The sequence below is a fragment of the Cupriavidus necator genome (assembly GCF_040578825.1).
Classification (GTDB): Bacteria; Pseudomonadota; Gammaproteobacteria; order Burkholderiales; family Burkholderiaceae; genus Cupriavidus; species Cupriavidus necator_E.
On sequence record NZ_JBEFLI010000010.1, the window covers coordinates 41,851 to 66,177 of the forward strand.

Below are 24,327 nucleotides of genomic sequence, written 5' to 3' on the forward strand. Positions count from 1 at the left end.
CTGGGCCGGTAAGCAGTGCGGTTGTGACCTGGTTCCCAAACCCGAGGAAAGCCATGAGCCGCATCCGCCGTCCATCCGCGTTCCTTGCCGCCGCTGTGCTTGGCACCGCCGTGACGGGCCTTGCCAATGACGTCTGCGCCCAGCCTGCGTCCGCGCCGGTCGTCATGGTGGAAGAAAGCGTGATCAGCGGCAAGATCATCGACATCGATCCCAATACCAACGCCGTGCTGGTGCAGGGCCCGCGCGGCAACGTGGTGGAGCTGATCGGCGGTGACGAAGTCCGCAATTTCGGCCAGATCCGCAAGGGCGACATCCTGACCGTGGCGCGCGGCGCCGCCGTGGTCGCGGCGCTGGAGCCGCTCGACAGCAAGGCCGTCGCGCTGGCCGAGTCGTCCGAGCGCACCTCGCGCGCGGCCGAAGGCGGCAAGCCCGGCATCCTGCGCGAGGTCACCACCACGGTGACCGCCGAAATCACCCAGGTCGATCCGGCCAGCAAGCTCATCACCTTCCGCGGCCCGCGCGAGACGTTGCGCACCGTCAAGGTCGAGAACCCGGCGATCGACCTCAATAAGATCAAGCGCGGCCAGATGGCCAGGGTCGTCTACCGCGAAGTCGTGGCCATCACGGTCAGTTCGCCAGCGGCGGCCCCCAACTGAGCCGCCGCGCCGGCGCGGTAGTTTTCCACCAGGAGGTTACCCATGAATCGTCGCCATTTTGTTACCCGTGTTGCCGGATCGGGCCTGCTCGTCGCCACCGTGATGGCCGCGGGCTGCACCACCACCGGCACCCGCGCCTCGAGCGACCCGGCCGCCAAGAAGAAGGAGATCGACGCGGGGGTCGACGGCGCGCTGAACCGGCTCTACGCCTCGGTCAACGGCTCGCGCGACCTGGCCCAGCGGGCGCAGGGCGTGCTGGTATTCCCGCGCGTGATCGCGGCGGGGCTGGTGGTCGGCGGCGAGTACGGCGAGGGCGCGCTGCGCTCGCGCGGCTCGACCGTGGGCTACTACAGCACCGCCCAGGCTTCGGTGGGCCTGACCGCCGGCGGCCAGTCCAAGTCCGTGGTGATCATGTTCATGACGCCGGAGGCGTACAACAAATTCCTGCAAAGCAGCGGCTGGACCGCGGGTGTCGATGCCAACGTGGCGGTGGCCAAGGTTGGCGCCAACGCCGAGCTTGACACGCTGACCACGCAGCAACCGGTGGTGGGTTTCGTGCAGACCAACGCGGGCCTGATGTTCGACGTGTCGCTCAACGGCTCCAAGATCAGCAAGCTGAATATCTGACGATTGCGAGGGGCGCCCGGCGGGCGCCTGGCCTCACCTGACTTCTCCAGGGACGACTTACCCGGCTGCGGCCGGGATTTTTTTTGGTCAGGGCCTGGCGGGCAGCAAGCGGCCCTCGCTGGCATAATCGCGCGCAAAACACCCTGCGCACCAGCGCACCCGACCGGGAGCCCCCATGTCCGCCATACCCGCCAGCACGGCCAGCGCCGGGCGCGTCTACCGCTACTATGACCTTGTCATGGTGGCGTTCGTCACCGTGCTGCTGTGCTCGAACCTGATCGGCGCGGCCAAGGCGGCGCAGGTGACGCTGCCGGTGATCGGCACGGTGACCTTCGGCGCCGGGGTGCTGTTCTTCCCGATCTCGTACATCTTTGGCGACGTGCTGACCGAGGTCTACGGCTACGGCCGCGACCGGCGCGTGGTCTGGGCCGGCTTTGCCGCGCTGGCGTTCGCCACCTTCATGAGCCTGGTGGTGCTGAACATGCCGGTGGCACCGTTCATGGCGGACTACCAGAAGAGCCTGCAGGACGTATTCGGCAACACCTGGCGCATCGCCTCTGGCTCCCTGATCGCGTTCTGCTGCGGCAGCTTCGCCAACAGCTACGTGCTGGCCAAGATGAAGCTGTGGACCGGCGGGCGCTGGCTGTGGACCCGCACCATCGGCTCCACGCTGGCGGGGGAGCTGGTGGATTCGTCGCTGTTTTATGTGATTGCCTTCTATGGGATCTGGCCGCTGGAGAAGGTGGTCCAGGTGGCGGTGGCGCAGTATGTGCTGAAGACCGGCTGGGAGGTGGTGATGACGCCGGTGACGTACAAGGTGGTGGGGTTTTTGAAGCGGGCGGAGAACGAAGATTATTTCGATCGCAATACCGACTTCACGCCGTTCAGGGTGAGGGTGTAAAGCTATAGCCTCGAGGAGGAGAGCGGTTTTGGGTGCGCCAACGCCGCCCGAACTGGCCTAAGCAAGGTGTTTTCCCTCTCCCCTCAGGGGGAGAGGGCTGGGGAGAGGGGTGGGCTAGCTAGGAGCCACATCAAGCGCGGCCAACGGTTTTAACCCACTGACCTCAGCCTTTGACACGCTCGCCCTCTCCCCCGGCCCCTCTCCCGCGCGCGGGAGAGGGGAGCAAACCCGCGGTGCTCGGGACACAGCCGCCCTACGGCACCCGCCGATCCACCTCATCCAGCGCCAGATTCTCCAGGTGGCTGACATCCCCCCACTGCGCCAGCGTGAGGTGCGAACTGTCGCTGCGCAACCGGTTCACGCTCGCATTGAGCAACTCATGCTGTCGCGGCGCCTCCAGCGTCATGCCGGTCGCCTCGCGATACAGGCAATCCAGCACCCCGCCATGCGCCACCAGCGCGATGCGCTCGCCCGGATGCCGGCGCGACAGTGCCAGCACCACATCGACCGCGCGTTCGTGAAAGCCCAGCAGCGACTCGCCCTCGGGCGGCGCGTAGTCCGGCACCCTCGCCTGCCAGCGCGCGAAATCCTCCGGCAAATGCTCGGCCACCTCGGCATAGGTCTTGCCTTGCAGCGTGCCATAGCTGCGCTCGCGCAGCCGTGCATCGGGGCGGACCTGCAGCCCCAGCGCCTTGGCCAGCGGCGCCGCGGTCTGCATCGCGCGCGACAGGTCGCTCGAATACACCGCGTCGATCGGCTCGCCCGCCAGCGCACTGGCCAGCGCGCGCGCCTGGGCGCGGCCGGTGTCGTTCAGCGGAATGTCCAGCTGGCCCTGCAGCCGGCGCTCGCGGTTCCAGGCCGTTTCGCCATGGCGGATCACGATCAGATGGGTATAGGCCAGCGAATGCAGCCCGGGGCTTTGCGACATGCCGTTTCCTTCGATTCCTTGGTGGCGCCGCGGGTTGGCGCGGCGCCGGCCCGGCTTTATTTCGCCAGCTTCGGGTTCAGCGTATAGGTGCCGGTGAGGCTGGCCTGCGCCAGCACATGGCCCTGGATCGCGTCACGCACCTGCACCCCGGTGAAGGTGCCTTCCAGCGGCAGGCGGTCGAGGTCCAGCGCATACAGCGTGAACACGTAGTGATGCAGCAGCGTGTCGTTCCACGGGGGGCATGGGCCATCGTAGCCGTAGTAATCGCCCTTCATGTCGGCGTCGCTGGCGAACCAGCCGGTGTAGTCGTTGATGCCGTGGCGCAGGCCGCCCGCGGCGGCGGTGCCGCCGGTGGCCTCGGGGCCGGGCTTGCCGCGCGCGATCACGCCGTCGCTGTGCGAGCCGGCGGCGATCGAGGTCAGGCCGGGCGGGATATCGACCAGCACCCAGTGGAAGAAGTCCACGCGCGGCAGGGAGGCCGGCACTTCGCGGCCTTCCTGGTTGACGTCGTCGCCCTTGCTCGGCACGTCGGGGTCATGGCAGATCAGCACGAACGAGCGCGTCTCGATCGGCGCATCTTCCCAGTGCAGGTCGGGATTGCGGTTGGTCGACAGGGCCACGTGGCTCGCCGCATCCGGCACGCAGAAAGCAAACTCGCCGGGGATCGGCGCGTTGTCGTTGAAGGACTTGCTCCAGAGTTTCATTTGTCTCTCCTGTCTTGATGCCGCGCGGTGGCGCGGGCTTCGAATTTCTATCAGGCCCTGGCCCCGCTCACGCCGGCGGCACGCGCAGCCAGAACGTGACCGGGCCGTCGTTGACCAGGCTGACCTGCATCATCGCGCCGAACTCGCCGGTCTGCACCTCGGGGTGCGCGGTGCGCGCCTGCGCGACGAAATGCTCGTACAGCCGCCGGCCGTCCTCCGGGGAGGCCGCCGGCGTGAAGCTCGGGCGCGTGCCGCTGTTGGTATCGGCCGCCAGCGTGAACTGCGACACCACCAGCAGCCCGCCGTGCGTGCCGTTGCCGTCGATGTTCTGCACCGGCAGGTTCATCTTGCCGGCCGCGTCGGAAAACACCCGATACGACAGCATCTTGGCCAGCAGCCGCTCGGCCTGCGCCTCGGTGTCGCCGCGCTCGGCGCACACCAGCGCCAGCAGGCCGGCGCCGATCTCGCCGGTGGTGCGGCCCTCGACTGTCACGCGGGCCTGCGCCACGCGCTGGATCAGAGCGATCATGCCAGCGTCACGCGCGCGAAGCGGCGCTTGCCGACCTGCACGACGTAGGTGCCGGCCGCCACCCTGGTTGCCTTGTCGCTGACGATGGCGCCGTCGATCTTCACCCCGCCCTGCTCGATATTGCGGTTGGCTTCCGAGGTCGATGGCACCAGGTTGGCCTGCTTGAGCAGCTGCGCGATGCCCAGCGGCGCGCCGGTCAGGCTGACCGCCGGGATATCGTCCGGCACGCCGCCGCGCGCGCGGTGGTTGAAGTCTTCCAGCGCCTTCTCGGCATCGGCCTGGGTGTGGAAGCGCGCCACGATCTCCTGCGCCAGCAGCACCTTGCAGTCGCGCGGGTTGCGGCCCGCGGCGATTTCCTGCTTCATCAGGTCGATCTCGCTCATCGGCCGGAACGACAGCAGCGTGTAGTACTGCCACATCAGGTCGTCCGAGATGCTCATCAGCTTGCCGAACATCTCGTTGGGCGCCTCCGTGACGCCCACATAGTTGCCCTTGGACTTGGACATCTTCTCGACGCCGTCCAGGCCCACCAGCAGCGGCATGGTCAGGATGCACTGCGGCTCCTGGCCGTACTCCTTCTGCAGCTCGCGCCCCACCAGCAGGTTGAACTTCTGGTCGGTGCCGCCCAGCTCCAGGTCCGACTTCAGCGCGACCGAGTCGTAGCCCTGCATCAGCGGGTAGAGGAACTCATGCACCGAGATCGGGATCCCGGAGCGGAACCGCTTGGTGAAGTCGTCGCGCTCCATCATCCGCGCCACGGTGTACTTGGCGGCGAGCTGGATCATGCCGCGCGCGCCCAGCGGATCGCACCATTCGCTGTTGTAGCGGATCTCGGTCCTGGCTGGGTCGAGCACCAGGCTGGCCTGGCGGTAGTAGGTCTGCGCGTTCGCCTCGATCTGCTCGCGCGTCAGCGGCGGACGCGTGCTGTTGCGCCCCGACGGGTCGCCGATGGTCGAGGTGAAATCGCCGATCAGGAAGATGACCTGGTGGCCGAGGTCCTGCAGCTGGCGCAGCTTGTTCAGCACCACGGTATGGCCGATATGGATGTCGGGCGCGGTCGGGTCCAGCCCGAGCTTGATCCGCAGCGGCACGCCGGTGGCCTCGCTGCGGGCAAGCTTCTGCGCCCACTCGGATTCGATCAGCAGTTCGTCGCAGCCACGTTTGGAGACCTCCAGGGCGTGCATCACCGACGGCGTCAGGGGGTATTTGGCCGCGGGGCCCGTGGAACTTTCAGTCATGACGTAAGTCTTTGAAATACATGAAATTTTAGGAAAGATTCCGACAGCCGCCAGCGCCGGACTTTGGTATAATCCGCGTTCTCCGGCGCCCGCGGAAGCCTTTCCTGTGCGCCACACGCCACTTGGAGCAGCGTAGCAAAGCAATAATTCTACGCACCAATGGAGGCGTTCGATAAAAGTGAACAGCACGCGCCGCACCTCGGGGGAGGAAGGCAGACGAGACACATCGTTCCGGCAGCGGTGCTCAGACCAAGGTTGAATTTTACGTGATGTGGTCCAGACTCCGCGAAGTTTTCGCGCGCGAGCTGGTGGTTCTCGTCGATCCGACCAACCCCCAGCATGCGCGGCGGCGCAAGCAACTGACGGCCTCCGTCGGTGCGATCTTCACGCTCGGCATGGCCGCGGCGATGGGCGTCGCACCGCGCAGCGCCTTTGACGATCCGCTCGCGCCGCGCACGCAACAGGCGCTGCGCATGCCCGACGTGCGCGAGCAGCTCGAACAGCTTACCGATTCCGAGGCCGTGTACGTGCGCGAAGAGCGCATGCAGCGCGGCGACACCATTGCCGGCCTGCTCAAGCGCCTGGGCGTGGACGATCCCGACGCGCAGGCGTTTATCGTCAAGAACCCCACCGCGCGCGGGCTGTTCAGCCTGACCCCCGGCCAGGCGGTGCAGGCCGAGATCGACGAAAGCAATATGCTGGTGTCGCTGCAGGCCAACCTCGGCGGCGACGCCGCGGCCTCGCGCGAGCTGGTGATCGAGCGCGTGCGCCCGGCCGGTGACAACAGCGCCGCCATCTACAAGGCCAAGGTCCAGCGCGTCGACAACGACGTGCACTACGAGATGGCCTCGGGCGCGATTTCCGCCGGCGGCTTCTTCAAGGCCATGGACGCGGCCAACGTGCCCGACGAGGTCGTGCAGCAGATGCTGTCGATCTTCTCCGGCGTCATCGATTTCCACCACGATATCGCCAGCGGCGACCGCTTCCGCATCGTCTACGAAGCCGGCTTTCGCGACGGCACCTTCGTGCGCAACGGCCGCGTGGTCGCGATCGAGCTGATCAACCGGAACCAATTGCACCAGGCGCTTTGGTTCGCGCCCGAAGGCAGCAAGGAAGGGGGTGCCTATTACACCTTCGACGGACGCAGCATGAAGCGGCCGTTCCTGCGGTCGCCGGTGGAATTCTCGCGCGTCTCGTCCGGCTTCGGCGGCCGTGCGCATCCGCTGCACCATGACTGGGCCCAGCACAAGGGCGTGGACTTCGCCGCCCCGACCGGCACCAAGGTGCTCGCCACCGGCGACGGCGTGGTCGAGTTTGTCGGCCAGCAGAACGGCTACGGCAATATCGTCATCCTGAACCACGCCAACGGCTACTCGACCTACTACGCGCACCTGTCCGGCTTTGCCGGCATGCGCCAGGGCCAGGCGGTGCGCCAGGGCCAACTGATCGGCTATGTCGGCTCGACCGGCTGGGCCACCGGGCCGCACCTGCACTACGAGTTCCGCTACAACGACGTGCCGCAGAACCCGCTGACCATCACGCTGATGGAATCGCCGGCGCTGACCGGCAAGTCGCGCCAGGAATTCCTGACCTACACCAGCGGGCTGCTCAGCCGTATCAACGCGCTGCGCACCTACAACGTGCTGACCGCCTCCAACTGACCCATCTGATCGTGACCCCGGCCGCGACTGGCAGCGAACGTTTTATCGGCATCATGTCCGGCACCAGCATGGACGGTGCCGATGCGGTACTGGTGGATTTCAGCGGGGGGCGCCCGGCGGTGCTGGCCGCCGCCAGCCAGCCCTTTCCGGAAAGCCTGCGCGCGGCGTTTGCCGAACTGCAGCAACCGGGCGCCGACGAGATCCATCGCGAAGCGCTGGCCGCCAATGTGCTGGCGCAGGTCTACGCGGCGTGCGTGGCCACGCTGCTGCGCGAGGCGCATGTCAGCGCGGATGCCGTCGCCGCCATCGGCGCGCACGGGCAGACCATCCGCCACCGGCCGGGCCTGTACGACGGCATCGGCTATACGCGCCAGAGCCAGCATCCGGCGCGGCTGGCGGAGTTGACGGGCATCGATGTGGTCGCGGATTTCCGCAGCCGCGATATCGCCGCCGGCGGGCAGGGCGCGCCGCTGGTACCGGCACTGCACCATGCGCTGTTCGGCAGCGATGCCGAAACCCGCGTGGCCTGCAATATCGGCGGCATCTCCAATATCAGCATTCTTCCCGCCGCGGGCGGCGCGGTCAGCGGCTTCGATTGCGGGCCGGGCAACGCGCTGCTCGACTACTGGATCCACCGCCACCAGGGGCTGGCGTTCGACAGCAATGGCGACTGGGCGGCCAGCGGGCGCGTCGATGCGGCGCTGCTGGCGCAATGCCTGGCGGACCCGTATTTCAGCGCGCCGCCGCCCAAGAGCACCGGGCGCGACCTGTTCCATCCGGGCTGGCTCGATACCCGCCTGGCCTCGTTCCGACACCTGGCTCCGGCTGACGTGCAGTCCACGCTTGCCGCGCTGACCGCCGAGGCGATCGCGCGCGACGTGCGCGGCCACGCGCCCGCTGCGCGCCGGCTGATCGTCTGCGGCGGTGGGGCGCGCAACGGCTTCGTCATGGCGCGGCTGGCGCAGGCGCTGCCCGGCGTGGCCATCGAGACTTCCGAAGACTACGGCGTGCCGGTGTCGCAGGTCGAGGCCATCGCTTTTGCCTGGCTGGCGCGCCAGTGCGTGCTGCGCTTGCCGGGCAACGTGCCCACCGTGACCGGCGCCGCCGGGGCGCGCGTGCTGGGCGCAATCTATCCGCGCTGAGCGGTTACCCCTGCGGCACTGCGCCGCCCTCCTCCACCCAATCCATGAACGCCTGCGCCAGCGGCGACGCCCGCATTGCCGGCGAGCGCGCCAGCACCACGCGCTGCGGTGTCACCGGTTCGCGCAGCGGCAGGCAGGCGATCGGCATGCCGTCGTAGCTGTGGTCGCCGGCCGGGCGGGTGCACGACAGCGCCACCCCGTAGCCGTGCGCCACCAGCCCGCGCTGCATCTCGAAGGTCTGCGTGTACTGGTGCAGTGTCGGATGCAGATCGTGCGCCCAGAACAGCGACAGGAAGTACTCGCGCGTCTGCGGGATGTCTTCGAGGATCAGTCGTTCTGTTGCCAGGTCTGCCAGGCTCACATCGCCCCCGCGTGCCAGCGGATGGCTCGCAGGCAGCAGCGCATAGGGTGCCAGCTGTGCCAGCGTACGGCGCTCGGTGCGGGCATCGAAGCCCAGGTCATAAGTCATCGCCAGTTCAGCCTTGCCTGCCTGCAGCGCGCGGTGCACGGTGGCGAGGTCGGCTTCGAACAGCGTTACCGACACGCCCGGATACCGTGCGCGGAAACCTGCCAGCAGCCGCGGCACGAAATATGGCCCGAGATCCTGGAAGCAGGTCAGCGATAGCTGGCCGCTCAGGCCGCGCTCGCCGGCATCATCGACGGTGATGCCCGCCGCCAGCGCCAGAATGTCGCGCGCGCGGCCCAGCAGTCTCTGGCCCGCCGGCGTCAGCGTCAGTCCGCGGCTGACCTCGCGCCGGAACAACCGCTCGCCGAGCGTCTCTTCCAGTTGTGCGATCGCAGTCGATACCGAAGGCTGCGAAACGTGGCGTGCGCGAGCGGCCGCGCTGATGCTGCCGTGCTCGGCGGCGGCGACAAAGTATTCGAGCTGGCGGAAGGAGAAGGCAATCATGATTTCCTATATCGCAACATAGGAAATATATGCTTTTCCTATCCCTGGCGGTTGCCGATACTGGCTCCAATTCCATCACCGAGCCCCGCCATGGACATCACCACAGAACAGATCGACACCTACCAGCGCGACGGCGTGCTGGTGCTGCGCGGCGTGTTCGCCGACTGGGTCGAGCGGCTGCGCGAAGGCTTTGCGCAAAATCTGGCCGAGCCCGGCCCGTTCGCCATCGAGAACGTGCGGCCCGGCGAGAGCGGGCGCTTCTTCGAGGACTACTGCAACTGGCAGCGAATCGCGCCGTTCGAAGCATTTATCCGCCAGTCCCCGGCGGCGGCGATTGCCGGCCGGATCATGCAGTCACAGGCAGTGCAGGTGTTCCACGAACATATCCTGGTCAAGGAACCCGGCACCGCCAAGCCCACGCCCTGGCACCAGGACCTGCCCTATTACTGCGTCGACGGCACCAGGACGGCGAGCTACTGGATTCCGCTCGACGCCGTGACACAGGCCAATACGCTGCGCGTGGTGGCCGGCTCGCACCGCTGGCCACGGCTGGTGCGGCCCAAGCGCTGGGCCAGCAACGAGAACTTCTACGGCGGTGACGATACGTTCATGGAAATGCCCGACGTCGAGGATGGCAGCCATACGCTGCTCGCCCCGGAACTGGAGCCGGGCGACGCGGTGGTGTTCGACTTCCGCACCGTGCATGGCGCCGCCGGCAATACCGGCAGCGGCCGCCGCCGCGCCTTCTCGGCCCGCTTCCTTGGCGACGATGTGCGCTTCATGCAGCGGCCCGGGCGTACCTCGCCGCCGTTTCCCGGTATCGGGCAGCGGACCGGCGAGCGCATGCGCGAGGACTGGTTCCCGGTGGTCTGGCGCGCGGCGCCGTGATCGGGCCGCGCAAAAAGAAAAACGCAGCCGAAGCTGCGTTTTTCGCGGGTGCCGTGGCGGTCAGACCGAGAACGACGAGCCGCAACCGCAGGTGGTCGAGGCATTCGGGTTCTTGATCACGAACTGCGCGCCGTTGATGTCTTCCTTGTAGTCGATCTCGGCGCCGACCAGGTACTGGTAGCTCATCGAGTCGATCAGCAGCGTGACGCCGTTCTTGACCATCGTGGTGTCGTCTTCGTTGACTTCCTCGTCAAAGGTGAAGCCATACTGGAAGCCGGAGCAGCCGCCGCCCTGCACGAACACGCGCAGTTTCAGCTCGGCATTGCCCTCTTCCTCGATCAACTGCTTGACCTTGTCGGCGGCGCTGTCGGTAAAGACGAACGGTGCCGGCACGTCCTCGGTAACGGGTGCCTCTGCGACTGCGTTCATGGGGTGTTCTCCTGTTTAGATACGCCTGTATTCTAAGCGCTACTGGAAAATCGTGCCGAAACCCTGAGTTTTCAAGGGATTCCGCCGTTGCATACCGGCCGCTCAGGCGGCCTTTTCGTTGGGACTGGCGTCAGCCGCGAGAGTTTCGCCTTTGGCTTCGCCCGCCGGGTCCTTCGTATCCGCCGCATCCGTCACTTCGGTCACTGTCTCGGCCTCGACCAGGTTGGGGAGCGCGCGGATTTCGCCCTGCGCCAACGGCATCAGCCTTCCTTCCACCAGTGCGCCCTGGTGCATTTCCAGCGCCGCGTAGCGCACATCGCCAAGCACGCGTGCGTGCGGTTGCAGCTCTAGCAGGTCGGTGGCCTGCACCGGCCCCTTCACCGTGCCGTTCAGCACCAGGTGGCCGACGCTGATATCGCCCTCCACCATGCCCTTCTCGCTGACCACCAGCATGCTGGCCTTGCCCGGCGCTGCGGTGATATTGCCGCGCACGCGCCCGTCCAGACGCAGGCCGCCGGCAAACACCACGTCGCCGTCGATGGCGGTGTCTTCGCCGATCAGCGTATCGATGGAAAGGCCTTTCTTCTTCGAAAACAGCATCGCTCTCACTCCTCTCTCGTTCGTGCCAGGCCGCTGGGGCCCGGGCGCAAATCGCCAGGGCAGACGGCTTGCCGATGGCGACAGGGCGTGATTGTATCCGCGTGCAGCCAATACCCCACAAAAGTATGGCGGCCCATCCGATATTTCGGCAGCGGGGCGCGTTTTTGCAGGGTCGGGGGCGAAAAAAAACCGCACGGCCAGCGTGCGGTTTTTTTGGCTTCGCGTGATCCGGCAGGGCCGGACCAGCGAAAACGCATCAGCGCTTCGAGAATTGCTTGCGACGACGCGCCTTGTGCAGACCGACCTTCTTACGCTCGACTTCACGTGCATCGCGCGTGACGTAGCCAGCCTTCGACAGGGCCGACTTCAGGGTCGCATCGTAGTCGATCAGGGCACGGGTGATGCCGTGGCGCACTGCGCCGGCCTGGCCGGTTTCGCCACCGCCGGTCACGTTGACCTTGATGTCGAACGTTTCGCCGTGGGCGGTCAGTTCCAGGGGCTGGCGCACGATCATCAGCGAGGTTTCGCGAGCGAAATACTCTTTGATGGGCTTGCCGTTGACGACGATGTCGCCCTTGCCCGACTTGATGAAGACACGAGCCACAGCGCTCTTGCGGCGGCCAGTACCGTAATTCCAGTTACCGATCATGGATTGGCCTCCTTAGATTTCCAGCGCCTTGGGCTGCTGCGCTTCGTGCGGATGCTCGGCTTCGGCGTAAACCTTCAGCTTCTTGATCATCGCGTAGCCCAGCGGACCCTTCGGCAGCATGCCCTTGACAGCCTTTTCCAGGGCACGGCCCGGGAAACGCTGCTGCATCTTGCCGAACGTCGTTTCGTAGATACCGCCCGGGTAACCCGAATGGCGATAGTACTTCTTGTCCGTTTCCTTGGTACCCGTGACACGCAGCTTGGCTGCATTGACGATGATGATGTAATCACCCGTGTCGACGTGCGGAGTGAATTCCGGCTTGTGCTTGCCGCGCAGACGGCGTGCCACTTCGCTGGCGACACGGCCGAGGACTTTGTCCGTCGCGTCAATCACGTACCAGTCGCGCTTTACCTCATGAGGCTTGGCGGAAAAGGTCTTCATGATTTTTCCTGACTATTAGTTCGTGCCCGAAATCCGACTCGCGAAGGCTTGTGCTCGCCCCTGCAAGTCTTTAGGCCGTCCCGGGGGCTGGCCTGATTCTGCTTCTTTTCCCGCGGGCATGACGGAAAGCCCACGATTATACTGGCGCCTGCCGGACCGGCACAAGCAAAGACTGATGTTTCCGTCAAGATCGTTGCGGACCGATGGCGCGCCCGGGGCAGCCTTGCGCACTTCCCCGCGCGCACCGGCCGTAGAGACGAAAAAAAACCCAAGCTGTTGAGCTTGGGTTTGAATCCACCAAAGGAGGAGGGTGGAGGAGACACTGGTAGATCGACGGGGGACCGGCGGGCGGTGCGCAGGGCTGGACCGGAAGGTCTTCGCTTTCGCACTCTGACGCGCTGTCAGCGCCGTCGTTCAATGATTGGAATTATACATGGGGTTTTCCCGGATGCAAGGGGAATTTGCAGTGCGAAATGTCTTTCCGTAATGCGGAAAGCACAACAGCCTTATCCGTCGAGACGAACTCTTTAAAAATCATATAGTTACCGAAACGACCCGGGGTCATCAGACTGTAAGATTAGAGGAAACCCTCAGATTTCCTAAGGATATCGGCATCGCGAGGCCCAACTTGATGATGCCATATACTGAGAATTGCAAGATTCGAGATCATGCGCTTGTGATCGGAAACACACAAAACAAACGACAGGAACGCAAAAAATGGAATGCAAAGTGACATGGATGGGCGCGGATGGCATGAGCTTCGTCGCCCAGACCGGCAGCGGCCATATCGTTGCCATGGACGGCGCCCCCGAAGGCGGCGGCCATAACCTGGCGCCGCGGCCGATGGAGATGGTACTGCTGGGCACCGGCGGCTGCACGGCCTACGACGTGGTGCTGATCCTCAAGCGCGGCCGCCAAGAAGTGAGCGGTTGCAGCGTCCAGCTCCAGGCCGAGCGCGCCGGCGAGGACCCCAAGGTCTTCACCCGCATCAACTTCCATTTTGTGGTGACCGGCAAGAATCTCAACCCCGCCACGGTCGAGCGGGCGATCAAGCTGTCGCACGAGAAGTACTGCTCGGCGTCGATCATGCTGGCCAAGACGGCCGAGATCACGCACACGCTTGAAATCGTGGAAGGCTGAAGGAAGTCGGCTGGCCCGGTACGCCGCGTTGGCACCGGGTCATGCCAGAGATGGAAGCAAAGTAGGCCGATAAGCCGGATTCTGTGCGCACCGCCCGCCTTGCGGCCAACGGCGCGTGACAACCATTCCTCTAGGCCGGCTGTTACCAGCCGGCTCCAGCTCCCTACCCGCAGGCTCAGCGGGCCGCTTCATCGCCTGCCTATTTGGGATTGCTCCAGGTGGAGGTTACCGCGTTTCACCCTTCCCGCCAGGCGTACCCGGCGGCAAGACTCGTCTCTGTGGCCCTGTTCCGCACGTTGCCGTGGATGGCTGTTAGCCAACACCCTGCCCTGTGGAGTCCGGACTTTCCTCCCCCTGCACCTTGCGGTGCAGGCAGCGGTTGCCTGGCCTGCTTTGCGGCCCGCAGTCTACCACCGATTGCGGGCGGAGGTCGGCGCCTTCAGCCGGGGGCCTGGTCGCGGCGCCTGCCGGCACGGAAGACGGTGGTATCGGCGTAGAAATCCGGCTGCGCGTTGTCGTCGCACCAGCCGGGGATGCCCATCACCGGCAGCGGCGCAAAGCTGCGCCCGCCCCGCAACGCGCCGGCGCGAACCGCCGCTTGCAGTGACTCGGCAAGCACAGCATCGAGCGCTTGCTGGCCGGGTGCCAGTGGCAGCGTCCACGCATGTGCCGTCACCGACTTGTACGGCTGCACCAGTTTTTCGAGCAGGGCGTGGCCGAATGGCACTACCGCGCAGCGCGCGCCCCAGGCGGCCCTGGCATCGACAAACAGCCGCTGCCATGCAAACCCCTTGAGCGCATCGGCCAGTTCCTCGTCAGCACTGAGGAACAGCACCGCGTTCTCATCGAACAACGTCGCCGCATCGCGCACGCCGCCGCGCATGGTCCGTACGCCCTCGCGGGCGATGACCTCGGCCTGGACCTGGTTGAGCACGCGCTTGGCCCGCGGGAAATGCAGCCAGATCAGCGCGTTGAAGAAATCATGGAGGTTGTCGCGGGTCGGCACTTCGCCGGTCGCGTGGATATGCGCCTCGTAGGCGCTGCCGTACGGCAAGGCATGCTGGGCAATAAAGCGCAGCGGCAGCCCGCGCGCATTGCGCAAGTCCAGCGCAGCGGCCTGCGCATCGAGCGCTGCGCGCAGGTCGGCACCGCCCTGCACTGCCGCGGCCAGCGCGGCGCCTTGTGCGGCAAAAGGCTGGAACCACGGCCGGGACCAGTCGATCCCGGCCAGTGCGGCGGCGAAGGTTGCGCCTGCCGCAGTTGCCTGCGTGCGCAAGGCTTCAGCGGGCCTTCCAGCGCAGCGTCTCGCCGCCGCGCAGCGGCACCAGCGTGGTGTCGCCGTAGGGCAGCTCGGCCGGCAGTTCCCAATCTTCGCGCTCCAGCGTCAGCGTGCCGGTATTGCGCGGCAGGCTGTAGAAAGCGGGGCCATTGAAGCTGGCGAAGGCTTCCAGCTTGTCCAGTGCGCCGGCGGCGTCGAAGGCCTCGGCATACAGTTCCATCGCATGCAGCGCGGTATAGCAGCCGGCGCAGCCGCAGGCGTGTTCCTTCAGCCCGCGCGCGTGCGGCGCGCTGTCGGTGCCAAGGAAGAAGCGCGGGCTGCCCGAGGTCGCGGCCGCGACCAGTGCCTCGCGGTGAGTTTCGCGCTTGAGCACCGGCAGGCAGTAGTAATGCGGGCGGATGCCGCCGGTAAAGATCGCGTTGCGGTTGTATAGCAGATGGTGGGCGGTGATGGTCGCACCGACCGGGCCGCTGGCTTCGAGCACGTATTGGGCCGCATCCTTGGTGGTGATGTGTTCGAACACCACCTTGAGCTCGGGCATGTCGCGCCGCAGCGGCGCCATCACGCGCTCGATAAAGACGGCTTCGCGGTCGAAGATATCAATGCTCGGGTCGGTTACCTCGCCGTGCACCAGCAGCGGCAGGCCGGCGCGCTGCATCGCTTCCAGCGCGCCGTAGCAGCGGCGGATATCGGTCACGCCGGCATCGCTGTTCGTGGTGGCGCCTGCCGGGTACAGCTTGACGCCGTGTATGAAGCCGCTGGCCTTGGCCGCGACGATCTCTTCGGCGGTGGTGTTGTCGGTCAGGTACAGCGTCATCAGCGGCTCGAACTGCATGCCGGCCGGCAGCGCCGCCAGGATGCGCGCGCGATAGGCCTGCGCCTGCGCCACCGTGGTCACGGGCGGCTTCAGGTTGGGCATGACGATGGCGCGCGCGAACTGGCGGGCCGTGTCGGGCAGCACGGCGGCCAGCGCCGCGCCGTCGCGCAGGTGCAGGTGCCAGTCGTCCGGGCGGGTGATGGTGAGCTTCTGGGTCATGGCTTGCTTGGGCCCGCCGCCGGGCGGCGGCAGGCGTTCATCGAAATCAGAGTATCAGGATGGCGCGGTAGTCGTTCACGTTGGTGCGGGTCGGCCCGGTGACCACCAGGTCGCCGAGGGCGTCGAACAGGCCCCAGGCGTCGTGCGCGTCAAGCTGGCGCTGCCCCGGCAGGCCGGCGGCTTCGGCGCGCGCCAGCGTGGTCGGGTCGGCCAGCGCGCCGGCATTGTCTTCCGAGCCGTCGATGCCGTCGGTGTCAGCGGCGATCGCGTGCACGCCGGGCATGCCGCCCAGCTCGACCGCCAGCGACAGCAGGAATTCCGAGCAGCGCCCGCCGCGGGCCCTGGTGCCGCCGCCCGCGGGCAAAGTGACCGTGCACTCACCCCCGGAAATCAGCACCACCGGCACGGGGAACGGCGCATTGTACGCGCGAATCTCGCGCACCAGCGCGGCGTAGACGCGCGCCACTTCGCGCGCTTCGCCGGTCACGGTATCGCCCAGCACGACCGGCGTGATGCCGCGTTCGCGGAACAGCGCAGCGGCCGCTTCCAGGCTGCCATGGGCGGTGGCGATCATGCGGTTTTCGATCCGCTCGAACAGTGCGTCGCCCGGCTTGGGCGTCTCCGCCACCTCGCCGCGCGCGCCGCGCTCCAGGTGCGACTGCACGCTCTGGGGCACCTGCGCGCCGTAGCGGCGCAGGATCTCCAGCGCATCGGCAAAGGTGCTCGGATCGGCCACGGTCGGGCCCGAGGCGATCGCGCTGGGATCGTCGCCGGCCACGTCCGAGACGATCAGCGTGGTGACCGGCGCCTGGCTTGCCTGCGCCAGATGCCCGCCCTGGATGCGCGAGATGTGCTTGCGCACGATATTCATCTCGGTGATCGGCGCGCCACAACGCAGCAGTTCCCTGGTGGTGGCCTTCAGGTCGGCCATCGGGATGCCCTCGGCCGGCAACGACAGCAGGCTCGAGCCGCCGCCGGAGACCAGCACCAGCAGCCGGTCCTGCGGCGTCAGCGACTGCACGCTGGCGAGAATCTCGGCCGCGGCCTGTTCGCCGGACTCGTCCGGCACCGGGTGGCCGGCCTCGATCACGCGGATATGCTTAGTGGGCATTCCGTGCGCGTAGCGCGTGACCACCAGCCCTTCCAGCGTGGCCTTGCCGTCGTAGGCTTGTTCCACCGCGGCAGCCATCGACGCGGCGGCCTTGCCCGCTCCGACCACCAGCGTGCGCCCGCCCGCGTGCGGCGGCGGCAGGTGTTGCGCCACGATCTGCAGCGGATCGGCGGCCGCCACGGCGGCGTGAAAGCTGTCCAGCAGCAGGGCGCGGGGATCGCCCGCGAACCGGGCGCTCACAGCGCCTCCGCGATAGCGAGGCCCAGGTCGGGCATGACTTCCGTGCCGATTCCGTCTCCGGGAATCATGGCGATCTTGTATTGGCGCATAGTTATTGGGGAGTACGAGCGGGTGGCCGGGCGCCGCGCGCGGCCCGGAGCGCGCTTGGCAGCGGCCCGAACGCGCGGGATAATGCCTGCATTCTATTGCAAAGCGGCAGCCCGCTGCCGACCGGTGCCCCGCCATGTGCCAGTTGCTAGGCATGAACTGCGCCACGCCAACCGACGTGACGTTCTCCTTCACCGGCTTCGCCGCGCGCGGCGGCCTGACCGACCACCATGCCGACGGCTTCGGCGTGGCCTTCTTCGAAGACAAGGCCTGCCGCCTGTTTATCGACAACCAGTCCGCCGGCACCTCGCCGGTGGCCGACCTGATCAAGCGCTACCCGATCAAGTCCAAGAACGTCATCTCGCATATCCGCAAGGCAACGCAGGGCACCGTGCTGCTGGAGAACTGCCACCCTTTCATGCGCGAGCTGTGGGGCCGGCACTGGATCTTTGCCCATAACGGCGACCTGAAGGGCTTCTCGCCGTTCCTGTCAGGCGTCTACCAGCCGGTGGGCGATACCGACAGCGAACTGGCCTTCTGCACGCTGATGCAGGGCCTGCGCAAGCGCTTCCCGGGCTCGCAGCCGCCGCTGAACGAGCTCGGCCATGCGCTGGCCGACATCACCCGCGAGATCACGCTGCACGGCGTCTTCAATTACCTGCTGTGCAACGGTCAGGCGCTGTTCGCGCACTGCTCCACGCACCTGTACTACATCGTGCGCCAATGGCCGTTCTCGACCGCGCACCTGATCGATGCCGACCTCACCATCGATTTCGCGCAGGTGACCACACCCGACGACCGCGTGGCCGTGATCGCCACCCAGCCGCTGACGGACAACGAAACCTGGACGCGGTTTGCGCCGGGCGAGCTGATCATGTTCGAGGACGGGCGCCCGACGATGACGCTGATGGTGCCGATTCCGCCGGAGGTGCAGGCGAAGAACGCGGCGAATACGGCTTGTACGTGAGGCGCTGGTTGGGATCATGCAAAAAGGGACGCCGAGGCGTCCCTTTTTGCTTGCTGAGCACTCTGCGCAAACCCACGGTTTGCTCCCCTCTCCCGCTTGCGGGAGAGGGGCGGGGGAGAGGGCAGGAGTGTCAAAGGCTGAGGCCTGTGGGTTTAAACCGTTGGCCCCGCTTGATGTGGTTCCTTGCTAGCCCACCCCCTCTCCCCCTGAGGACCCCCTGAGGGGAGAGGGAGAACATCTTGCTCAGGCTAGTTCGGGCGGCTTTGGTGCACCATCAGTGATGCAAAATCTTCGACAAGAACTGCCGCGCCCGCTCCGACCGCGCATCGATATTGCCGAAGAACTCTTCCTTGTCGGCGTCCTCGACGATCCTGCCCTGGTCCATGAAGATCACGCGGTTGGCCACCTTGCGCGCGAAACCCATTTCGTGGGTCACGCACATCATGGTCATGCCTTCGTGCGCGAGCTGCACCATCACGTCCAGCACTTCGTTGACCATCTCCGGGTCCAGCGCCGAAGTCGGCTCGTCGAACAGCATGCAGATCGGGTCCATGGACAGCGCGCGGGCAATTGCCACGCGCTGCTGCTGGCCGCCCGACAGCTGGCCCGGATACTTGGCCGCCTGGTCCTTCAGGCCCACGCGCTCCAGGTACTTCAGGCCCTTGGCATTGGCCTCGTCCTTGGAGCGGCCGAGCACCTTCATCTGCGCGATGGTCAGGTTCTCGGTGATCGACAGGTGCGGGAACAGTTCGAAGTTCTGGAACACCATGCCCACGCGCGAGCGCAGCTTGGGCAGGTTGGTCTTGGGATTGCCCACGGAGGTGCCGTCGACCAGGATGTCGCCCTTCTGGAACGGCTCCAGCGCATTGACCGTCTTGATCAGCGTGGACTTGCCCGAGCCGGACGGGCCGCATACCACCACCACTTCGCCCTTGGCAACCTTGGTGGTGCAGTCGGTCAGCACCTGGAAGGAGCCGTACCACTTGGAAACATTGTTGATTTCGATCATACAGCCACCTTTTTCTGGTAACGCTTGACCAGCAGCGAAGCGGAGAAACAAATGATGAAGTACACCAGGCCGGCAAACAGCAGCAGCTCGACGATACGTCCGTCACGCTCGCCGATGCCGTAGGCCTGGCCAAAGAAGTCGGCCAGCGCGCTGACGTAGACCAGCGACGTATCCTGGAACAGGATGATGCCCTGGGTCAGCAGCAGCGGCACCATGTTGCGGAACGCCTGCGGCAGGATCACCAGCCGCATCGACTGGCCATAGGTCATGCCCAGCGCCTGCGCGGCGAACATCTGTCCGCGCGACACGCTCTGGATACCCGCCCGGATGATCTCGGAGTAGTACGCGGCCTCGAACAGCGCAAAGGCCACCAGCGCCGAAGTCATGCGCAGGTCGGTCGCCGGCGACAGGTTGAAGAGCCCCTGCAAGACCTGCGGAATGATCAGGAAGAACCATAGCAGCACCATCACCAGCGGGATGGAGCGGAAGACGGTCACGTACCCCTGCGCGAACCAGTTGAGCAGCCGGAACGACGACAGCCGCATCATCGCCAGGATGGTGCCCCAGATGATGCCGACCACCACCGCGGTGACGGTGATCTTGAGCGAGACCATCATGCCCTCGCCCAGCACCTCGAGCGTGTTGACGTTGATGGAGGTGAAATCGAATGAATAAGCCATGGCGTCCCCTTACTTGCCGCCGATGAAACCGGGCACGCGGGTACGGCCCTCGACCCAGCGCATGATCAGCATCACCGTCACGTTGATCAGCGCGTACATCAGCGTCACCGCGATGAACGACTCATACGGACGCGCGGTGTAGTCCACCAGTTGCCGGCCCTGCGCTGCCAGCTCCAGCAGGCCGATAGTCGACGCCACTGCCGAGTTCTTGAAGATATTCAGGAATTCGGAGGTCAGCGGCGGCACGATCACGCGGAACGCCATCGGCAGCAGCACGTGGCGGTACGTCTGCGGCAGCGTGAAGCCCATCGCCAGGCCGGCGTTCTTCTGCCCGCGCGCCAGCGAGTTGATGCCCGAACGCACCTGTTCGCAGACCCGCGCGGCGGTGAAGGTGCCCAGGCACAGCATCGCCGCCAGGAACTGCTGCGCGAACGGGTTCATCTGCTTGATCTTCTCGCCGCCGGGCAGCAGCTCGGGCATGACGAAATACCAGATAAAGAGCTGTACCAGCAGCGGGATATTGCGGAAGATTTCCACATAGGTGGCGGCGATGCTCGCCAGCACCTTGTTGGGCACGGTGCGCAAAACGCCAAGCACCGACCCGATGACCAGGGCAATCACCCACGATGACAGCCCCAGCGCAAGCGTCACCTTCAGGCCGGAGATCATCCAGTCCAGGTAGGTCTCGTTCTGGGCAGCCTGTTCGAGGAATACTGCCCAATGCCAGTTGTAGTTCATGTTGCGTCCTCAAAAAGAAACGGAAGGACATGCCTTCCGTTTCGCACTGCTGTAACCGGCAGGTCAGTCCAGCGCCTTGTCGTTCGGAGTCTTGAACAGCGCCTTCATGTCTTCGGACAGCGGGAAGTCAAGGTTGAGGCCCTTCGGCGGCACCGGTTGCATGAACCACTTGGTGTAGAGCGTGTTGATCGAGCCGTCCTTCATCATGCCGCTGATGACGTTGTCCGCCAGCTTCTTGAACTGGGGATCGTCCTTGCGCAGCATGCAGCCATACGATTCACGCGATTGCGGCTTGCCCACCACGACCCAGTCGGCCGGGTTCTTGGCCTTGGCGCGCTCGCCGTACAGCAGCGCGTCGTCCATCATGAAGGCGACCGCGCGGCCCGATTCCAGCGTCAGGAACGACTGGCCGTGGTCCTTGGTGCTGATGATATTGACGCCCAGCTTCTGGTCGTCGTTCATCTTGCGCAGCAGGCGCTCCGACGTGGTGCCGGCGGTGGTGACGACGTTCTTGCCCTTCAGGTCGGCCCAGTCCTTGATGCCGCTGTCCTTCTTCACCATGATGCGCGTGCCGATGATGAAGATGGAGTTGGTGAAGGCGACCTGCTTCTGGCGTTCCAGATTATTGGTGGTCGAGCCGCACTCGATATCGATGGTGCCGTTCTGCAGCAGCGTGATGCGGTTCTGCGAGGTGATCGGGATTTCCTTGACCTGCAGGTTCGGCACCTTCAGCTGGTCCTTGATGGCTTCCACGATTTTCGTGTTGATATCGTAGGAATAGCCGACCTGGCGCACGCCGCCCAGGTTGTAGTTAAACGGGATCGACGATTCGCGCACGCCCAGCGTGATGACGCCGGTGTCCTTGATTTTCTTCAGCGTGCCCGTCAGTTGTTCAGCTGCCTGTGCCGTCCCGCACATCACACCCCCGGCAATCATCAGGGCAGCCAACTTGGCGAAATTCATAACATCTCCTTGACCATGAAGAGAAAGCGGGATTCTAGAGATAAAACCCCCACTGGTGAAACAGTATTGCGCAGCATCCGCCGCAAGACAACTGGGTTTTCTCCTAGAACCCCGATTCAGGGCAATAGCTGAGCATGGCGTCCGGATATGACAACGCGGCCTTTGGCAGTTGCCGAAGGCCGCGTCTGGCGGTCATGAACTTGTCATGCCGGGACGATTGCTGCGTCGCACCATACCAGTGCTCCGCGCTTTTTTCTGGTTCGTCCCGGCTCGACCCGTTCCCGATCAGGGGTACAGGCCGCGCATTTCACGCGCCTGCAGGATCCGGGTACAGGCCACGATAAACGCCGCGGTGCGCAGCGTTACCTTGTTGTCCTGTGCCACCTGCCAGATTGCCCGGAAGGCCTCTTGCATGATCCGTACCAGGCGCTGGTTGATTTCTTCCTCGGTCCAGAAGAAGCTCGAGAAATCCTGCACCCATTCGAAGTAGGACACGGTCACGCCGCCGGCGTTGGCGATCACGTCGGGGCAGACCAGGATATTGCGCTCGCGCAGGATATCGTCGGCTTGCGGCGTGGTCGGGCCGTTGGCGCCTTCAATCACCAGCTTTGCCGTGATCTTTGGCGCGTTCTCCACCGTGATCTGGCCTTCCAGCGCGGCCGGGATCAGGATGTCGCAGTCGACTTCCCAGAACTGCTCGGTGCGCAGGACTTCGCCACGGAAGCCCTCGATGGTGCCGCTATGCGCGGCGTATTCCATCATCGCCGGCACGTCCAGCCCGGCCGGGTCGAACAGCGTGGTGCGGTGGTCCTGTACCGCCACCACCTTGGCGCCGGCCTCATGGAACAGCTTGGCGGCCACGGCGCCCACGTTGCCGAAGCCCTGCACGGCCACGCGCGCACCCTTGATTTCCAGGCCCAGGTTGCGGGCCGCTTCCGAGCCGACCACGAACACGCCGCGGCCGGTGGCTTCGTGACGGCCCAGCGAACCGCCCAGCGAGATCGGCTTGCCGGTCACCACGCCGGTGGCCGTGCTGCCCGAGTTCATCGAGTACGTGTCCATCATCCAGGCCATGACCTGGGCGTTGGTGTTCACGTCCGGCGCCGGGATGTCCTTGCTCGGCCCGATGATGATGTTGATTTCGCTGGTGTAGCGGCGCGTCAGACGCTCCAGTTCGGCGTGCGACAGCGTGCGCGGGTCCACGCGGATGCCACCCTTGGCACCGCCGTAGGGCACGTTGACCGCCGCATTCTTCACCGACATCCAGGCCGACAGCGCCATCACCTCGGACAGGGTCACGTCCTGGTGGAAGCGCACACCGCCCTTGCCCGGGCCGCGCGACAGGTTGTGCTGCACCCGGTAGCCCTCGTAGTGGGCGATGGTGCCGTTATCCAGTTCGATGGGTACGTCGACGATCATCGCGCGCTTGGGGCGCTTCAGGGTTTCCACCCAGCGTGCCAGCGAGCCCAGGTAAGGCGTGACACGGTCGACCTGCTGCAGATAGATGCCCCAGGGGCCGAGGTGGTCGGCATTGAGGTAAGACGGGAGTGCGTGCTTTTGGCCAGCAATGTTGGTCGGTGCTGCGGAAGACATCGGTTGGGTTCCGGTGTGGAGAATGCCCGCAAGCTTAGGCTGGGCGCCCTGATCGAATCCAATGCCGTTTGCTCATCCGGTCATGCAAAACGTGCATAACCCTGGATGGGTGATGCGATATCGCTGCAAGTACCGCAAGCCGGTCCCCTCTCCCGCAAGCGACGCAAGCGGGAGAGGGGAGCAAACCCGAGAGGCAGCTTCAGGCCGACGACAGCGTCGACCACACCTGATCAACCAGCTGCCGCTTGCGCCGCGCCCCGCTGCCGCGCCGCTCGCCGCCGTTCTCGCCCGGCCGCTCGCGGTACAGCCGGATCTCCATGTCGATCGACAGCGGCAGCCCGCGCGCCGACTCGGCCCGCACCAGGCGGCCGGCGGCGACGTCCTCTCGGACCGCGCTCTCCGGCAGGAAGGCCATGCCGTGGCCGGACAGCGCCATCACCTTGAGCGCCTCCGCCATATCGGTCTCGTAGCATTTGTCGAGCTTGAGCGCTTCCGAGGTGTCGGCGAGCAGCAGGTCGACCATGCGGCCGAGGAAAGCGTTAGGCGTGTAGCTGAGGAACGGCACCGGCTTCTTGTCCGTGCCCGGCAGCCGGAACAGCGGCTTGCCGGCGCCGTCCGGCACGCTGTACGGCGACAGCCGCTCGGTCCCCAGCACCAGCATGTCATAGCGGGCCGGGTCGAGCTGGATCGCCTGGCGCGCGTGGTGGTAGACCATTACCAGGTCGCAGCCGCCCTCCACCAGCATCAGCACCGCGTCATGGACATTGAGCGCGCGCAGCCGGCACGGCAGCGTGCCGATCTTGCGCTCCAGCGCCTTGAGCCACTCCGGGAAGAAGGTCAGCGACAGCGTATGCGGCACCGCGAATTCCAGCACCTGCGCATTGGCCGAACGCTGGCCGCGCATCAGCGCGCGGGTCTCGCTCACCTGTGCCAGCATCGCCAGCGCCTGCTCGTAGAACACCTTGCCGGCCGCCGTCAGGCTGGTGGGATAGCTCGAGCGGTCGATCAGCTCGGTGCCGACCCACGCCTCCAGCGACTGGATCCGGCGCGAGAACGCCGGCTGCGTGACGTGGCGCAGCTCGGCCGAGCGCGAGAAGCTGTGCGTCTCGGCCAGGCTGACGAAGTCTTCAAGCCATTTGATTTCCATGACGCGGATTATCCACCGGCGCCGGGGAGCGCGT

Annotated in this window: 26 protein-coding genes and 1 other RNA gene; 8 read left to right on the top strand and 19 right to left on the bottom strand. The window is 65.7% G+C overall.

What is annotated here, in order from left to right; all coding sequences use genetic code 11:
* Positions 1–53: 53 nt before the first annotated feature.
* From AB1I47_RS07705 to AB1I47_RS07715, 3 genes are all read left to right on the top strand, one after another.
* Complete coding sequence (locus tag AB1I47_RS07705; RefSeq protein WP_354683182.1) at positions 54–656, top strand: hypothetical protein; 603 nt, start codon at positions 54–56, stop codon at positions 654–656.
* 42 nt (positions 657–698) lie between these two features.
* Positions 699–1,283, top strand: a complete 585-nt coding sequence (locus tag AB1I47_RS07710; protein ID WP_354683183.1) for a BPSL1445 family SYLF domain-containing lipoprotein — start codon at positions 699–701, stop codon at positions 1,281–1,283.
* A 175-nt stretch (positions 1,284–1,458) separates the two neighbouring features.
* Positions 1,459–2,184, top strand: a complete 726-nt coding sequence (locus AB1I47_RS07715; protein ID WP_354683184.1) for a queuosine precursor transporter — start codon at positions 1,459–1,461, stop codon at positions 2,182–2,184.
* Positions 2,185–2,437: 253 nt separating this feature from the next.
* On the opposite strand, the gene AB1I47_RS07720 is transcribed toward AB1I47_RS07715, so the two are convergent.
* From AB1I47_RS07720 to tyrS, 4 genes are all read right to left on the bottom strand, one after another.
* Positions 2,438–3,112 (bottom strand): histidine phosphatase family protein, encoded by a 675-nt coding sequence (locus AB1I47_RS07720; RefSeq protein WP_354683185.1) that lies wholly within the window; start codon positions 3,110–3,112, stop codon positions 2,438–2,440.
* 56 nt (positions 3,113–3,168) lie between these two features.
* Entirely contained in the window at positions 3,169–3,816 is a 648-nt protein-coding gene (locus AB1I47_RS07725; protein WP_354683186.1) for a YbhB/YbcL family Raf kinase inhibitor-like protein, read from the bottom strand.
* Between the two features lie 67 nt (positions 3,817–3,883).
* Complete coding sequence (dtd, locus tag AB1I47_RS07730) at positions 3,884–4,345, bottom strand: D-aminoacyl-tRNA deacylase (RefSeq protein WP_354683187.1); 462 nt, start codon at positions 4,343–4,345, stop codon at positions 3,884–3,886.
* On the bottom strand, positions 4,342–5,583 hold the full coding sequence (gene tyrS, locus AB1I47_RS07735) for a tyrosine--tRNA ligase (protein ID WP_354683188.1): 1,242 nt from the start codon (positions 5,581–5,583) through the stop codon (positions 4,342–4,344). Before tyrS ends, dtd begins: the two co-directional genes overlap by 4 nt.
* A 269-nt stretch (positions 5,584–5,852) precedes the next feature.
* Here tyrS and AB1I47_RS07740 point away from each other — a divergent pair, with 269 nt between their 5' ends.
* Positions 5,853–7,244, top strand: coding sequence for a M23 family metallopeptidase (locus AB1I47_RS07740; RefSeq protein WP_354683189.1), 1,392 nt, complete (start codon positions 5,853–5,855; stop codon positions 7,242–7,244).
* An 11-nt stretch (positions 7,245–7,255) separates the two neighbouring features.
* Complete coding sequence (locus AB1I47_RS07745) at positions 7,256–8,386, top strand: anhydro-N-acetylmuramic acid kinase (protein ID WP_354683190.1); 1,131 nt, start codon at positions 7,256–7,258, stop codon at positions 8,384–8,386.
* A 4-nt stretch (positions 8,387–8,390) separates the two neighbouring features.
* On the opposite strand, the gene AB1I47_RS07750 is transcribed toward AB1I47_RS07745, so the two are convergent.
* On the bottom strand, positions 8,391–9,296 hold the full coding sequence (locus AB1I47_RS07750) for a LysR family transcriptional regulator (protein ID WP_354683191.1): 906 nt from the start codon (positions 9,294–9,296) through the stop codon (positions 8,391–8,393).
* A 90-nt stretch (positions 9,297–9,386) separates the two neighbouring features.
* On the opposite strand from AB1I47_RS07750, the gene AB1I47_RS07755 reads away from it, so the two are divergent.
* Positions 9,387–10,184: a phytanoyl-CoA dioxygenase family protein gene (locus tag AB1I47_RS07755; RefSeq protein WP_354683192.1), complete on the top strand. Its 798-nt coding sequence runs from the start codon at positions 9,387–9,389 to the stop codon at positions 10,182–10,184.
* A gap of 60 nt (positions 10,185–10,244) precedes the next feature.
* Here AB1I47_RS07755 and erpA read toward each other — a convergent pair whose 3' ends face one another.
* The 4 genes from erpA to rplM all read right to left on the bottom strand — a co-directional run bounded on the left by erpA (position 10,245) and on the right by rplM (position 12,303).
* Positions 10,245–10,613 carry an iron-sulfur cluster insertion protein ErpA gene (gene erpA / locus AB1I47_RS07760; protein ID WP_010813904.1) on the bottom strand — a complete coding sequence of 123 codons (369 nt, stop codon included), beginning with the start codon at positions 10,611–10,613 and terminating at the stop codon, positions 10,245–10,247.
* A gap of 102 nt (positions 10,614–10,715) precedes the next feature.
* A complete protein-coding gene (locus AB1I47_RS07765) occupies positions 10,716–11,213 on the bottom strand; it encodes a bactofilin family protein (RefSeq protein ID WP_354683193.1) in 498 nt (165 codons plus the stop codon).
* 256 nt (positions 11,214–11,469) lie between these two features.
* Positions 11,470–11,862, bottom strand: a complete 393-nt coding sequence (gene rpsI, locus AB1I47_RS07770; protein ID WP_019447061.1) for a 30S ribosomal protein S9 — start codon at positions 11,860–11,862, stop codon at positions 11,470–11,472.
* Between the two features lie 12 nt (positions 11,863–11,874).
* Entirely contained in the window at positions 11,875–12,303 is a 429-nt protein-coding gene (gene rplM / locus AB1I47_RS07775) for a 50S ribosomal protein L13 (protein ID WP_010813907.1), read from the bottom strand.
* A gap of 717 nt (positions 12,304–13,020) precedes the next feature.
* Between rplM and AB1I47_RS07780 the strand changes: the two genes are divergently transcribed.
* Positions 13,021–13,443 carry an OsmC family protein gene (locus tag AB1I47_RS07780; RefSeq protein ID WP_354683194.1) on the top strand — a complete coding sequence of 141 codons (423 nt, stop codon included), beginning with the start codon at positions 13,021–13,023 and terminating at the stop codon, positions 13,441–13,443.
* 54 nt (positions 13,444–13,497) lie between these two features.
* Here the strand turns inward: AB1I47_RS07780 and rnpB are convergent.
* The 4 genes from rnpB to AB1I47_RS07800 form a co-directional block, all read right to left on the bottom strand.
* Positions 13,498–13,838: RNase P RNA component class A (rnpB, locus tag AB1I47_RS07785), an RNA gene on the bottom strand.
* A 44-nt stretch (positions 13,839–13,882) separates the two neighbouring features.
* The gene (locus tag AB1I47_RS07790; RefSeq protein WP_354683195.1) at positions 13,883–14,719 is read right to left on the bottom strand and encodes a DUF3025 domain-containing protein; all 837 of its coding nucleotides are present in this window, start codon (positions 14,717–14,719) and stop codon (positions 13,883–13,885) included.
* A gap of 4 nt (positions 14,720–14,723) precedes the next feature.
* Complete coding sequence (gene pyrC / locus AB1I47_RS07795; protein ID WP_354683196.1) at positions 14,724–15,758, bottom strand: dihydroorotase; 1,035 nt, start codon at positions 15,756–15,758, stop codon at positions 14,724–14,726.
* A gap of 46 nt (positions 15,759–15,804) precedes the next feature.
* A complete protein-coding gene (locus tag AB1I47_RS07800) occupies positions 15,805–17,109 on the bottom strand; it encodes a glycerate kinase type-2 family protein (protein ID WP_354683197.1) in 1,305 nt (434 codons plus the stop codon).
* Positions 17,110–17,332: 223 nt separating this feature from the next.
* Between AB1I47_RS07800 and AB1I47_RS07805 the strand changes: the two genes are divergently transcribed.
* Complete coding sequence (locus AB1I47_RS07805) at positions 17,333–18,163, top strand: class II glutamine amidotransferase (protein WP_354683198.1); 831 nt, start codon at positions 17,333–17,335, stop codon at positions 18,161–18,163.
* 274 nt (positions 18,164–18,437) lie between these two features.
* On the opposite strand, the gene AB1I47_RS07810 is transcribed toward AB1I47_RS07805, so the two are convergent.
* The 6 genes from AB1I47_RS07810 to AB1I47_RS07835 all read right to left on the bottom strand — a co-directional run bounded on the left by AB1I47_RS07810 (position 18,438) and on the right by AB1I47_RS07835 (position 24,293).
* Positions 18,438–19,172 carry an amino acid ABC transporter ATP-binding protein gene (locus tag AB1I47_RS07810; RefSeq protein ID WP_354683199.1) on the bottom strand — a complete coding sequence of 245 codons (735 nt, stop codon included), beginning with the start codon at positions 19,170–19,172 and terminating at the stop codon, positions 18,438–18,440.
* Entirely contained in the window at positions 19,169–19,852 is a 684-nt protein-coding gene (gltK, locus tag AB1I47_RS07815) for a glutamate/aspartate ABC transporter permease GltK (RefSeq protein WP_354683200.1), read from the bottom strand. The genes AB1I47_RS07810 and gltK overlap by 4 nt, the downstream gene beginning before the upstream one ends.
* Before the next feature lie 9 nt (positions 19,853–19,861).
* Positions 19,862–20,590 (bottom strand): amino acid ABC transporter permease, encoded by a 729-nt coding sequence (locus AB1I47_RS07820; RefSeq protein ID WP_354683201.1) that lies wholly within the window; start codon positions 20,588–20,590, stop codon positions 19,862–19,864.
* Between the two features lie 63 nt (positions 20,591–20,653).
* Positions 20,654–21,553, bottom strand: coding sequence for a glutamate/aspartate ABC transporter substrate-binding protein (locus AB1I47_RS07825; protein WP_354683202.1), 900 nt, complete (start codon positions 21,551–21,553; stop codon positions 20,654–20,656).
* Between the two features lie 285 nt (positions 21,554–21,838).
* A complete protein-coding gene (locus tag AB1I47_RS07830) occupies positions 21,839–23,146 on the bottom strand; it encodes a Glu/Leu/Phe/Val family dehydrogenase (protein WP_354683203.1) in 1,308 nt (435 codons plus the stop codon).
* 199 nt (positions 23,147–23,345) lie between these two features.
* Positions 23,346–24,293, bottom strand: a complete 948-nt coding sequence (locus AB1I47_RS07835) for a LysR family transcriptional regulator (protein ID WP_354683204.1) — start codon at positions 24,291–24,293, stop codon at positions 23,346–23,348.
* Positions 24,294–24,327 lie beyond the last annotated feature (34 nt).